Raw genomic sequence first — 12,703 nt, forward strand, 5'->3', positions numbered from 1 at the left:
AAATATGATGTTTTTATTCTTCAACCATTGCTTTAACCTTGTTTTCATAAATCCTTAGAATAAGATCTAATTCATTTCGGTTTAAGGGTTGAGCAATACTTGCTTTAATTTTTTCTTTATTCGGTGTTACAAATATACTCATCGATCCCAGATTCTCCGAACTGATGCCAACGGTTCGATCTGGTGGTATTTGTGTTTTATAAACGGTTCCCCAGGTCTGTTCGCGAAGCATCATTTTTTGATTCATTTCAGCATCCATTCTTAAAGGAGCCTGTGTTAAGGCTTGTGAGGTGGAGGCTTTAACATTATTGGTGGCATAAGCTTCGGCTGGTGTAATTAGTAAGGGCATGTTACGAGCTTTGGCAGCCAAATTCTCGTAGCGGGGCACCACAATTATTTCACTAATTTCAAAAGTGTCTCTTGTTAGAAATACACCAAACAAATAATTAGAAAGGTTAAGTGAATCTTTAATTTCGATAAAAGTATCCTTAAAACCAAGATGCGAAAAGGTAATTGTTTCGCCTTTCTTTGCCCAAAACGAAAATTGACCTTCCGAGTCAGATGAATATTTTCTCGATTTTATATTGAACTGTGAAAATGGCAAGGTATTCAAGCTATCGCTATCTAAAACAATACCTGAAATTCTTAATGAGTCGCCTTGCTGAACTTGGGCTGATGAAAAAACACTAGCAAATATTAACAAACAGCCACTTAAGATAAGAGTACGCATACACATTTCTTATTTTTGGTTTCCTATTAAGATAACAATAAAAAAGCAATTAAGTTGGATGGTGAGTAATGTTAATTCTAAACTGAAGTATTAACAATTTATGTTAGCATGTCAAAGGAGCAGCTCTTGATGAGTAATTGTGAAAAAAGAGCCGCTCCTTAAAATTCAAGGCAATCGTTATTTTACGATTATATCGTTTAAAGCACGTTTAGGTACATGGTGTGTTTCCTGCACATCGCGCCAGTATCTGTGGTCGTTTTCCTTCATCTCCTCCAACTTTACTTCTTCTTTGGGATGACCTAAAGCAATGACGTGTACAATTTTTAGGTGCGACGGTAGTTGAAGTTCACGAAGTAATTGTAAGCGATTTAATGAGCCAATGATGCAACCGCCCAATTCTTTTTCAACAGCTCCCAATAAGATACTTTGGGTTGCAATACCATCATCACAGAAGTAGTTCGATGAAATTTCAGTGTCGTTTAAAACTACAATGTAGGCTGATGGTTGCTCACCTTTTACAGGTCCGGCCCATTCTTTTAGATATCCAGCCCAGGAGAGGTGGGGAAATATTTTATCGTTGGATGCTTGGTCTGTCGATATAAAATATTTTAATGGTTGAGCATTACGGGCAGAAGGTGACAGTCGCGCCAATTCAACCAATTCTAAAAGAGTTTCTTCAGTAATTGGTTTATCCTGGTGAAAGCGACGGTAACTACGATTTTTCTGAACTAAGTCTTTAAGCATAAAATTGTATTTAGTATGTGTTGATATAAGGGTAATAAAAAAGAGACTTAATATACAAAAAATGTCATCAAGTCTCTTTCTTTAAAAGATCTTTCTTATTCAGCTTAGAATCTTTCGCCAACTACATTCCAGTCAATTAATTTCCAGAAATCTTCGATGTATTTTGGACGAGCATTTTGCTTGTCTAAATAATACGCATGCTCCCAAACATCACATGTTAATATTGGAGTAAGTCCATCTCTCAACGGATTTCCAGCATTGCTTTCTTTTACAATGCTTAATGAGTTGTCAGCATTCTTAACTAACCATGCCCATCCCGATCCGAATAAAGTAGCTGCGGCTGCTGAGAATTCTTCTTTAAATTTCTCGAAAGAGCCAAAAGAAGCATTGATAGCATCAGCTAAAGCTCCTGTTGGTTCACCACCACCCTTTGGCGAGAATGAAGTAAAATAAAAGGTGTGGTTCCAAACTTGTGCACCGTTATTAAAAATACCGCCTTCTGATTTTTTAACAATCGTTTCCAAGTCAGCGCTTTCAAACTCTGTTCCTTTTACAAGGTTATTCAAGTTATTGACATAAGCTTGATGGTGCTTTCCATAATGGAATTCAAGTGTTTTCTTTGAAATAATTGGCTCCAATGCATCTAATGCATATGGTAATTGTGGTAATTCGAAATTCATGATAGTTCGTTTTATTATTTTATCTGCATCTTAAACAAAGATACGTGCTTTGTGTTTTGTAAAAGCTAAAAAAAATGCAAATAAAAAGGGAACACCTCGTTTGGAGTTCCCTTTTTCCCAGACAAAATGAACAAACTAAACTTTAAAACGTGTTGCTACTTCATCCCAATTGACAACATTCCAAAATGCGCCAATATAATCGGGACGTTTATTTTGATAGTTTAAATAATATGCGTGTTCCCAAACATCCAAAGCTAAAATTGGAGTGCCTTTTACATCAGCAATATCCATCAAAGGATTATCCTGATTAGGTGTTGATGAGACTGCTAAAGAGCCATCAGCTTGCTTAACTAACCAAGCCCATCCTGAGCCGAAACGAGTTGCTGCAGCTTTCGAAAACGTATCTTTAAAAGCGTCAAACGATCCAAATGCTTTTTCAATGGCAGCTAATAAATCTCCACTTGGCTGTCCGCCACCATTAGGCGACATTACTTTCCAGAAAAGATTATGGTTAAAAAAACCACCACCGTTATTTCGGATAGCAACTGAATGTTTTGAAATATTCGCAAGAATCTCTTCAATTGATTGATTGGCTAAAGCCGTTCCTTCAATTGCACCATTTAAGTTATTTGTATATGCTGCATGATGCTTGCTGTGATGGATTTCCATCGTGCGTGCATCAATATGCGGTTCTAATGCGTCGTATGCGTAGTCTAATTTTGGTAATTCAAATGCCATTTTTTACTTTTTAATAGTTATCTAATAAAAGACTTACGAATCCAAAAATATTATTTATTCAGATTGAGTCCAAATAAAAAAGATAAAAACATCTTAATTTGTTCAAATAAATTTTCACAATATTCTTAATTGTCTGAAATACAGAAGCTTTATTTTATGTTTTTTATTCGCATGTCTATGTCTATCTTCGTAGCCTCAAAAAACAATAATGAATCGCGAAATTTTAAGATTAGCTATACCTAATATATTGACCAATTTAACTGTGCCTCTGCTTGGTATGGTTGATATGCATTTGATGGGTTACCAAGATAGTGCAGTGTTTATGGGGGCGGTGGCACTTGGTGGTGTCATCTTTAATTTTGTGTATTGGGGTTTTGCTTTCTTGCGAATGAGTTTGAGTGGGATGGCTGCTCAGGCCTACGGACGTGAAAATACCCATGAAATGGCCATGCTCTTATTTCGAGGTTTGTTTCTGGCTTTGAGTGCTGGTTTCTTATTACTTATGGCTCAAACAGGGATCGAGAAATTAAGTTTGCTTGTGTTAGAGGGAAGTGCTGAAGTAAAAGCTTTGGCTGCTGACTATTTTTATGTGAGAATATGGGCAGCGCCTGCCGCAATTGCTTTAATGGTGATTTATGGTTGGTTTTTAGGAATGCAGAATGCATTATACCCAATGATTATATCAATAAGTATCAATGTCGTAAATATTGTTTCCTCATTTATTCTGGTTAAGTATTTTGACATGAAGGTTGAAGGTGTAGCGCTTGGCTCGGTTATTTCGCAATATCTTGGATTAATTTTAACCATCGTTTTATTTCTGAGAAAGTATAAATACATTTTAAAGGAATTTAATTTTGGAGATATACTTAAACGTAGTGGTTTGTTAAGTTTCTTAAATGTGAGCGGTGACATATTCTTGCGAACCTTATGCATTATTATAGTGTTCACATTTTTTACTTCAAAATCAGCTGGAACAGGAGATTTAATTCTTGCAGCCAATAGTGCCTTACTCCAGTTCTTATTTTTATTCTCATATTTCTTAGATGGCTTTGCTTATGCTGCCGAAGCATTAATTGGCAAGTTTACAGGGAGTAAAAATATGGCACAGTTTAAGCGAACAGTTAAATTGCTATTTGGGTGGGGAGTGGTTTTTGCACTTCTTTTTACCGCTCTATATGGTTTTGGTGGAACAACGCTATTGCGTGTGTTTACAAATCAGGATGATGTGATCGATGTAGCAAAGGAGTTTTTGCCTTGGTTGATTGTTTTACCACTAACTGGTTTCGCTTCTTATATTTGGGATGGTGTGTATATTGGTGCAACTGCTTCTCGCTTAATGAGAAATACAATGCTACTCGCAACATTAGTTTTCTTTGTGTTATTTTACACCATGAAAGGCCAATATGGCAACCATGCCTTATGGATTGCTATGAATTGTTTCATGCTTGGTAGGGGAGTCTTTCAGACCTTGTTTTATAAAAACTTACCTGTTTTTCGTAATTAGTAAATTGCAAGGAAACACCTTAAATAAAGAATATTCCAAAGCAAAGCCTTAGCCCCTAAAGGGGAAATTTATAGCAATGTGTAGTTTGGAGGTTCTCCCTTTAGGGAGGTAGAGGGTGTGTTAAAAGAAAAAGTAGTGCTTTCTTGTTGAGACTAATTTAGTACATTACAAAAGGTAGTTGACCCATTGAAATGTGTCTCAATGGGTCAATGCATCCTACATTAATTCTTTACCCTTTTACAAATAGTGATTTAATGATGTGGTTCGCCATTTTTGGATTCTCCTTCAAACGACGCGTACTATATCCAAACCATTCTTTACCATATGGCACATAAACACGCATTTTGAAGCCTGCATCCTGGATTTCTTTTCTTAATTCTGGAGTTACACCGTATAACATTTGAAACTCAAACTGATCGTTTGGTATATTGTGTTTTTTAATGATCTCCATAGCTCCCTTTACAACCGGACGGTCATGCGTAGCTATGCCAACATAGGCTTTATTAAGCAGTAAGTATTCCAGGTTTTCCAGAAATTTAGCGTTTATTTCTTCGTATTCTTTGTAGGCTATTTCCTTTGGCTCAACATAAATACCTTTACATAAACGGTAGTTAACAGGAGCTTCATCTGTATGAAGATCCATCATATCAACCAAGTCCTGAGCTGTTCTTTTTAAATAGGCTTGTACCACAAGACCAACGTTCTTTGGGAATTCAGCCTTAAGTTTTCGCAACAGTTCAATTTCTAAATCCACACATGGCGAATCTTCCATATCGATACGAACAAAATTATCATGCTCAGCAGCTTTTGCAACTATCTCTCTTATGTAATTATAACAAGTGTCTTTGTCTAATAACAAACCAAAGCTGGTAGGCTTTAATGAATAATTACCTCTTATCTTTTTAAGTTCAAATTGTTTAATAATCTCAAGGTATTGATCTTTATTAGCTTTTGCTTCATCAAGGTTAGTGATGAACTCCCCAAGTAAGTCAACAGTAATAGAGATGTCTTTCTCATTTAATTGTTGAGATGCAAGTATTGCCTCATCAATGGTTTCACCTGCGATGTACTTTTTAGAAAAAAGCCATACGAATTTCTTAGGGAAATAAGGAAGGGTTTGTGCAATTAGTTTATTAAACATGTAACGACTTGTTTTAAGGTTGTGTGTAAAAAAATAGCAATGCATCGGAACTCTGAAGCAAAATGTGCGTATCAATGCCAAAGTTCTGATTAAAATAGTTTCCCGGGAGGTTTCTGAAATCAGTGTCGTAAAAGTTGAGTTTTTTTGAAGTAAAAAAAATGATGAAACTCACATTTTCCTTAAATTTAGTTAAATGTGATAAAAATCATATCTTTAAATAAATGAAGTTTGGCTAATATGACAATACTCTGGATGTTGTGGCGTTAGAACTTTGAAAGTATTAGTTTTACTAGTATTAAAAGGGCTTTATGGACGGTAAAAAAAGAGCTATTTTAATATTATTGACCTTTCTGTATCCATTGATAAATGGGTTCAGTCAGGATTGTAATATTCTATCGAAAGGTAATAATATATTGCCCGATAAGTTGTGTGCGCCTGTATTTGTAACATGGGATGTTAATTATACCGGTGTTAACCATGGCGGTACGCTTGTTGAGTTTGAGTTTGATTGGGACGATGGATCTGCTGTTGAGCGTATAGCTGCGAGCAGTCCAAGTGCTGGTGTATGGGAAGCTAACAATACACATGTTTACCCAATAGGTGGTGACCAATGTGTGTATCGACCCAAAGTTCTTTTGGTTGTGAATGGTGTTACTTGCACTAGTTCAGTGCAAGAGCAAGTGGTTACTGTTTGGGATACTGATCAGCTCAATGGAGGAGAATTAGCAATCGATCCCCCAGTTTTTCCTATTTGTGTTGGTAGTGATGGGTCTGTAATTTTCAAAGATGTTAGTGAATGGAACTGTACGCCACCTGAGGAAAATGATAACCCTAATGATTACAAACGCTGGATACAATGGGTGTATGGTACCAATGATGGCGCTGGAAATTTCATTGATGATGCTGAGGTAGGCGGTGCTATTCGAACATACCCTTATGCTGGTTCTGTTGATGTTACTTTTGAACCCATATTGGCACCAACTTCGCCTTGGGATACTGCTTTAGAGATATATGTGCCCGATACGAGGAGTGTTGGAGATGAATTTGAAGTGACCTTGCGAAACTGGAATTATTGCAATCCCTACGATCAAGGCTATGCTCCAGAAGAAATTACAGCTATAATTTTAATAGTAGATGTGCCTGATGGGACAATCAATCCAGCCGGACCTTATTGTGAAAATGAAGAACCTGTTTTTTTAAGCGCTGTCACTCCGGGAGGTCGATGGACTGGATCTGGAATTATAGGCGAATTCACAGGTGAATTTTCTCCAACTATTGCAGGGGCAGGTACGCATACAGTCTATTACGAAGTATCTGACGGTAATAATTGTAGTGCCATTGGTCAGTTAGATATTGTGGTGCGTGATGCGCCTGTGGCGGATATAACCATAGGATCTCCAGCTTTGCTTTGTCCGGGTGTTACTTTGTCGCTCGATGGTAACCCATCCTTTGGTGTTACTCCGTATACGCATTTATGGACTGGTGATGTGGCATTCCTCGATGATGTTAATAGTCAAACACCAGACTTTACATCAACCATTGAAGATTCCTATGAACTGGTTTATCGTGTAACAGATAATAATTTCTGCTTTGATGAGGATACTATAGTGGTCATTGTTGATTCGGTAGAAATTAATTTTGCAAATAAACACATAGAACTTTGTACTGATGTGTCTGAACAGCTGAAGCCTGATCCATATGGTGGTTCCGGCGTGTTTGTGCAGCATTTATGGACAGGTGATCGTGTGGATTTATTATCGGATGTAAATGTTGAGCAGCCAATTTTTAATTCATCTGTACCAGGTATCTATAAGTTTCAATACTACGTAAAAGATTCGCAGGATTGTGATGATTCGGATAGTATTACGGTTGAGGTTTTTGAACAGCCAGTGAGTGATGCCGGACCTGATAATAAGGCTTGTGGGCTTCAATACGACATGCAAGCTGTTGCATCGGCTGGTGTTGGAACATGGCAATTAAAAGTGGGAGTTGGAGCTGTGTCGTTCGTTGATATAAATGATCCGAATACACAGATTGTAGTTGATGCATATGGGGATTATACCTTCATTTGGGATGAGGATAATAACACTTGTGTAAGTAGCGATGAAGTAACAATTCGTTTTGTTCAAGTGCCTGCACCTAATGTTGTTCCTGTTGCTGATACATGCGGTCTGAGTCATAAAATAGAAGCTATTCCTGATATTGGTGTTGGCTTATGGAAGCAGGTTGAAGGTTCTGGTAGCTCTGTTTTTGATGATGCATTGGCTTCAACTACTAATGTTAGTGTTGATGTTCCTGGTTTATACCGTTTTGCTTGGGTAGAAGAAAATGATGGATGTTTTGCAGGTGATTCATTATATATCAATTTTTATCCAGAGGTAATAGCCGATGTTGCGCCATTCGACAACGAGGGCTGTGGTCCATTCGAAGTTGAATTTGAAAACCTGAGTGTTAATGCCGATAGTTATATATGGGATTTTGGTGATGGTTATGTATCTAATCAAGTTGAACCTGTTCATATCTTTAATAATCCCTTAGCTATACCTGTTGATTATAAGGTGAAGTTATTGGCAATGAGCAATGATGGATGTCGCGATTCAGTGTTTTATGATGTCCGTGTCAATCCATCTACTTTAGCTGATTTCACAAATGATCCAACACCAGGATGTAGTCCATTGGAAGTTGATTTTTTGAATGAATCCAGTGGTGCAACATTGTACGAGTGGGATTTTGGAGATGGTTCTCCTGTGGATAATAATGAAGATGTTTCGCATGTTTTTGTCAATGCCGAGGATTTTGTTCAATCATATAAAGTACAGCTGGCTGTTGATAATGCTTATGGATGTAAGGATACTGCAACGACTTTTGTCACTGTTTATCCATTGTTGAGTTATGATTTTACTGTGGAGCCGCAAGAAGGATGTCATCCGCTTAAAGTTGATTTTGTGGCTAAGCCAGGTGCCTATTCTTACGAGTGGAATTTTGGTGAAGGAACTGTCATATCTGGTACGAATGCCATTACGCATGTGTTTGAAAATACAAGTGCAGGAGTCATTGATTTTGAGGTGACATTGAGCACCAATTCAGCTTTTGGATGTAAGGATGTGTCGAAGGGTAATGTAAGAGTTAAACCGAGCCCTCAAAGTAGTTTTACCTACTCCCCAACCGAAGGCTGTACGCCCTTGCCAGTAGATTTTAACAATGAATCGCTTGGAGCAGTAACAAGTTTGTGGATATTTGGTGATGGGGAGTCTGAGTCGGTAGTTGGTGCAGGATCAGTTTCGCACGAATATGTAAATGATGAGTTTGCCATTCAGAGTAATAAAGTAAAACTGATTGTTGAAAATGAATTTGGATGCAAGGACTCGACAGAATCCTTGGTTCGCGTTTATCCTAGGGTAGAGGCTGTGATTAGTGATGGTGGTGCTGGTTGTAGTCCATACCTCGAAAATTTCACCAATGAATCAGAAGGTGCCACTAAGTTTTATTGGGATTTTGGTGATGGTAATACGTCCACAGCTTTTAATGGGCAAAATGAATATGTTAACACGGATATAGTTAATAAGGTGTTTGATGTTGAGTTGCTTGCAGAATCATCCTATGGTTGTATTGATAAGGCTTATACTACCGTAGAGGTTTATAGGGTGCCAAATGTAGTGTTTGATGTAAATCCTAAGGTACTACAAATGCCTGAATCAACTATCGAATTTGAGAATTCAACGTTGGGAGACGACTGGAGTTATAAATGGGACTTTGGAGATGGTAATGGTTCAGCAGAACGACTACCTGAGCCATATACTTATACTAACTCGGGGCAGTTTGAAGTGACATTAGAGGTGTTTGATGCTAATTGTGCTGATTCGGATAAGCAATTCATTGAGGTGATTGCCATGTTGCCAGATATTGATTATGGGCCGGATGGTGAAGGATGTCCGCCATTGCTCGTTCAATTTTATAATAATACAATTGATGCCACAACTTACTTCTGGGATTTTGGAGATGGCAATGTGTCGGCAGATAAAGAGCCTGAACATACCTACTATACACCAGGAGAGTATGCTGTTAAGTTGATTGCAGAAGGGCCGGGAGGTGTTAGTGAATCAAGTGATGTTAAGGTTAAAGTATTTAATAAGCCAGTTGCAAATTTTGAAGTTAGACCTAACCGGGTAAAATTACCTCAAACAGTATCTTTTATCAATAAATCGGAGGGAGCAACATCCTATTTGTGGGACTTTGGTGATGGCAATACATCTACTGAACATTCATTGCAATATGGCTATGAGCAAGCAGGTGTTTACGATGTGGTTCTTGAAGTTACGAACGACGAGGGCTGTGTTGATGAGTTAATGATACGAGGAGCTGTTACTGCTGAGGAGGCAGGAACTATTAGTTTTCCAAATGCCTTTACACCCAACCCTAATGGTTCGAATGGTGGTGAGTACACGCCAGGTGAGCGAGAGAATTATGTGTTTTATCCATTTGTTCAGGAAGGAATTGTGGAGTATGACTTAAAAATATTTTCTCGCTGGGGCGAATTATTATATGAGAGTAAGGATGTGAATATTGGATGGGACGGCTATCATCGAGGAAAGCTTTGTACGCAAGGTGTATATATTTGGAAAGTGGTTTGCAAATACTCGAATGGAACAATTGAGACTAAAACGGGTGATGTAACGTTATTTAGGTAAATGAGAAAGCTATATCAAATAATGGTGTTGTGTTGTCTGCTTTGTGGATTGAATTTGAATGCCCAAGATATGCACTTTTCACAATTTTATGCCAATCCATTGTATTTGAGTCCATCTTTAGCTGGGGCTACGGATGGAGGGCGCCTAATACTGAATTATCGTAATCAATGGCCTGCTATTTCCAATGCTTTTTCAACGTCATCCGTATCTTTCGATAATTTCTTTTCACGGTTTAATAGTGGTGTTGGCGTTTATTTAATTCAAGATAAAGCTGGGAGTGCGGGTTTAACAACAACACAGGCTGCTTTTCAGTATTCCTATAATTTATTATTAAGTGACAATTGGCAGGTGGTACCTGCGATTCAATTTGCCTATGGTAATCGATCAGTCGATTTTAGTAAAATAGTTTTTCCTGATCAGCCACCAGGCTCTGGAGGTAGTTCTGGAGGATTTGATCGCTTAAGTAATGAGCAGGTTAATTATATTGATTTGGCGGCATCCGTTTTTGCGTATAGCTCAAAGTATTGGTTCGGATTAACGGTTGATCACTTGGGTAAGCCTAATTACTCGTTTTTGAATGAAGAAGCAGAGGTAGATCGTAAATATGTGTTTTTTGGAGGTGTAAATATCTGGAATGAGAAACGACGAAACCGAGGTATGAATAGAGCTTTCTCTACATCGTTTCGCTATCAGCAGCAAGGTAGTTTGCGACAGGCCGATGTTGGTTTGTATTGGTATAATGCACCGCTTGAAATAGGCATGTGGTATAGAGGATTACCTATTTTTAACGATTCAGGTAGTCGTTCGGTTAATCAGGATGCTCTAGTTGCTTTATTGGCCTATGATTTTGGTTCCTTACGAATCGGTTATAGTTATGATATTACACTTTCTAATCTGGGCTGGTCCACGGCAGGAGCTCATGAAATCTCCTTAATTTTAGAGTTTAATCAGCGTGGTAACTTACGCTTGGGTGGTCGACGACCAGCTGTGCCTTGTAGTGAATCGGCTAATCCTTTGAGGGGAGGAAGTAAATACAAAAAAAAGCGTCGCCGAATATTTTAACCCAAGCTATTATGCTTGGGTAATGTAATATATTTTGATTGCGTCCTGAAAGGACAATTCATTATTGTGTTTCCCAAAAAAAAGCTAAATGATTTTTTAAAAAATATACTAAGCGAGCCTCAAGTTGTGTTGGTGCTTGGGCTATATTGAAATGTTGAGCTGTCCTTTCAGGACGACAGATTCACCTCTCTTCCCTGCCTAAGGATTAACCTTAGGCTGAAGTAACTTAAGACTTTCAGTCTTGCAAAAAAGTTTTGTGCTGTTATTCGGATATTGTAGGAACTATTTGAAACAGAGTGTCTCACAAGTATGTAATTTGATCCATTGTTAATGCAAGGGAAAGTCAATAGCTGGGTTTGCAATATATAAGAAAAGGCTAACCCACGTTTGGATTAGCCTCGTTCACTATCTATGAAAAAACTCTATTTACGCTATGTTTAATAGGCGTTTTGGTTTCGGTTTAGCTTCCTCCGTTTTTGGAATCACAATGTTTAGAATCCCATTATTGTATTTGGCAGCAATTTCTGCTTCATTAGCTTTGCCTTTAGGTAAACTAAATGCACGTTTGAACGATCCATTATCAAATTCAAAATGCGTATAGTTTTCGTTTGTATTATCGTTGTTAGTTTCTCTCGACACTTCAATGCTTAATACATGGTTGTCTAATTCGAGTTTAAACTCCTCTTTTTCATAACCCGGAGCTGCAACTTCTATTGCATATTCCGATTCATTCTCTTTAATGTTCACCTTGATTTGCATGTTTTGACCAAAGAAATGTTGTGGTTCCATAAAAAAGTCTTTACCTAATACTTGATTAAAGAAATCATTTCTTTCTGGTAAATAGCTGTTACATCTTTTTGCTAATCTCATTTTAAGTCCTCCTATTTTAAGTTTTTAATTATTTTTTGACTTGTTGGTGTATTTATTTCAACTATGGTGCCAATGCTAAAAATAGGTCAGATAGTCAGGTAGTTATGGCTTTAGTGAGTCAGATTGGCATCGATTGATTATTTTTGGTGACAATTTGGCCGAAATCAAGCATCTTATTTGGTAATCTTAATTTAAACTAGAAATAACAAAGCGGTAACGGGCTGTGATCGTAAAAAGAAGACCTTTGGAATTGTTACGAGAGAATTTTTTTCCTCCCAACAATTCCTGTGTGTATAGAGGTTGCTTTCGGTATGATGGCAGCCTCTTTTTAAGGAACAAAAAAAGGATTAGCTAACGAGCTAATCCTTTTTTAAATTTAATCAGAAAGTGGCTGTCTCAAAAGTCAAAAAAGAATCTTTGAAACGTATAATTTGTAACTAGCTTAAATATATGTTACCCCTAAATCCCCTGAAGGGGACTTAAGCCTCCACTTTAGGGGAGGTTTGGAGGGGTAGAAATAAAGGTTAAGTTTTAATCTATAAGTTG

The 12,703-nt window shown here is 37.6% G+C and carries 9 protein-coding genes; 3 read left to right on the forward strand and 6 right to left on the reverse strand.

Annotation, left to right across the window (positions count from 1 at the left end):
- Window positions 1-13 precede the first annotated feature (13 nt).
- The 4 genes from ACRD7B_RS17800 to ACRD7B_RS17815 all read right to left on the reverse strand — a co-directional run bounded on the left by ACRD7B_RS17800 (window position 14) and on the right by ACRD7B_RS17815 (window position 2,892).
- Window positions 14-730 carry a peptidase associated/transthyretin-like domain-containing protein gene (locus ACRD7B_RS17800; protein WP_430825970.1) on the reverse strand — a complete coding sequence of 239 codons (717 nt, stop codon included), beginning with the start codon at window positions 728-730 and terminating at the stop codon, window positions 14-16.
- 177 nt (window positions 731-907) lie between these two features.
- Window positions 908-1,474 (reverse strand): nitroreductase family protein, encoded by a 567-nt coding sequence (locus tag ACRD7B_RS17805; RefSeq protein ID WP_430825971.1) that lies wholly within the window; start codon window positions 1,472-1,474, stop codon window positions 908-910.
- Window positions 1,475-1,578: 104 nt separating this feature from the next.
- Window positions 1,579-2,154: a superoxide dismutase gene (locus tag ACRD7B_RS17810; protein WP_430825972.1), complete on the reverse strand. Its 576-nt coding sequence runs from the start codon at window positions 2,152-2,154 to the stop codon at window positions 1,579-1,581.
- A gap of 135 nt (window positions 2,155-2,289) precedes the next feature.
- On the reverse strand, window positions 2,290-2,892 hold the full coding sequence (locus tag ACRD7B_RS17815) for a superoxide dismutase (protein WP_430825973.1): 603 nt from the start codon (window positions 2,890-2,892) through the stop codon (window positions 2,290-2,292).
- A 208-nt stretch (window positions 2,893-3,100) separates the two neighbouring features.
- Here ACRD7B_RS17815 and ACRD7B_RS17820 point away from each other — a divergent pair, with 208 nt between their 5' ends.
- On the forward strand, window positions 3,101-4,396 hold the full coding sequence (locus tag ACRD7B_RS17820) for an MATE family efflux transporter (RefSeq protein WP_430825974.1): 1,296 nt from the start codon (window positions 3,101-3,103) through the stop codon (window positions 4,394-4,396).
- 229 nt (window positions 4,397-4,625) lie between these two features.
- Here the strand turns inward: ACRD7B_RS17820 and ACRD7B_RS17825 are convergent, their stop codons facing one another.
- A complete protein-coding gene (locus tag ACRD7B_RS17825; RefSeq protein ID WP_430825975.1) occupies window positions 4,626-5,537 on the reverse strand; it encodes a proline dehydrogenase family protein in 912 nt (303 codons plus the stop codon).
- Between the two features lie 308 nt (window positions 5,538-5,845).
- Between ACRD7B_RS17825 and ACRD7B_RS17830 the strand changes: the two genes are divergently transcribed.
- Complete coding sequence (locus ACRD7B_RS17830) at window positions 5,846-10,225, forward strand: PKD domain-containing protein (protein ID WP_430825976.1); 4,380 nt, start codon at window positions 5,846-5,848, stop codon at window positions 10,223-10,225.
- Entirely contained in the window at window positions 10,226-11,287 is a 1,062-nt protein-coding gene (locus ACRD7B_RS17835; protein ID WP_430825977.1) for a PorP/SprF family type IX secretion system membrane protein, read from the forward strand.
- A gap of 426 nt (window positions 11,288-11,713) precedes the next feature.
- Here ACRD7B_RS17835 and ACRD7B_RS17840 read toward each other — a convergent pair whose 3' ends face one another.
- Window positions 11,714-12,157: an Hsp20/alpha crystallin family protein gene (locus tag ACRD7B_RS17840; protein WP_430825978.1), complete on the reverse strand. Its 444-nt coding sequence runs from the start codon at window positions 12,155-12,157 to the stop codon at window positions 11,714-11,716.
- Window positions 12,158-12,703: the final 546 nt, after the last annotated feature.

It is taken from the genome of Carboxylicivirga fragile (assembly GCF_050589805.1).
Lineage (GTDB): Bacteria > Bacteroidota > Bacteroidia > Bacteroidales > Marinilabiliaceae > Carboxylicivirga > Carboxylicivirga fragile.

What these genes read in the sequence shown, in the direction of transcription:
- ACRD7B_RS17825 (WP_430825975.1), bottom strand. Translation starts at nt 5,537, where the DNA reads ATGTTTAATAAACTAATTGCACAAACCCTTCCTTATTTCCCTAAGAAA.
- ACRD7B_RS17815 (WP_430825973.1), bottom strand. Translation starts at nt 2,892, where the DNA reads ATGGCATTTGAATTACCAAAATTAGACTACGCATACGACGCATTAGAA.
- ACRD7B_RS17800 (WP_430825970.1), bottom strand. Translation starts at nt 730, where the DNA reads ATGCGTACTCTTATCTTAAGTGGCTGTTTGTTAATATTTGCTAGTGTT.
- ACRD7B_RS17835 (WP_430825977.1), top strand. Translation starts at nt 10,226, where the DNA reads ATGAGAAAGCTATATCAAATAATGGTGTTGTGTTGTCTGCTTTGTGGA.
- ACRD7B_RS17830 (WP_430825976.1), top strand. Translation starts at nt 5,846, where the DNA reads ATGGACGGTAAAAAAAGAGCTATTTTAATATTATTGACCTTTCTGTAT.
- ACRD7B_RS17820 (WP_430825974.1), top strand. Translation starts at nt 3,101, where the DNA reads ATGAATCGCGAAATTTTAAGATTAGCTATACCTAATATATTGACCAAT.
- ACRD7B_RS17840 (WP_430825978.1), bottom strand. Translation starts at nt 12,157, where the DNA reads ATGAGATTAGCAAAAAGATGTAACAGCTATTTACCAGAAAGAAATGAT.
- ACRD7B_RS17805 (WP_430825971.1), bottom strand. Translation starts at nt 1,474, where the DNA reads ATGCTTAAAGACTTAGTTCAGAAAAATCGTAGTTACCGTCGCTTTCAC.
- ACRD7B_RS17810 (WP_430825972.1), bottom strand. Translation starts at nt 2,154, where the DNA reads ATGAATTTCGAATTACCACAATTACCATATGCATTAGATGCATTGGAG.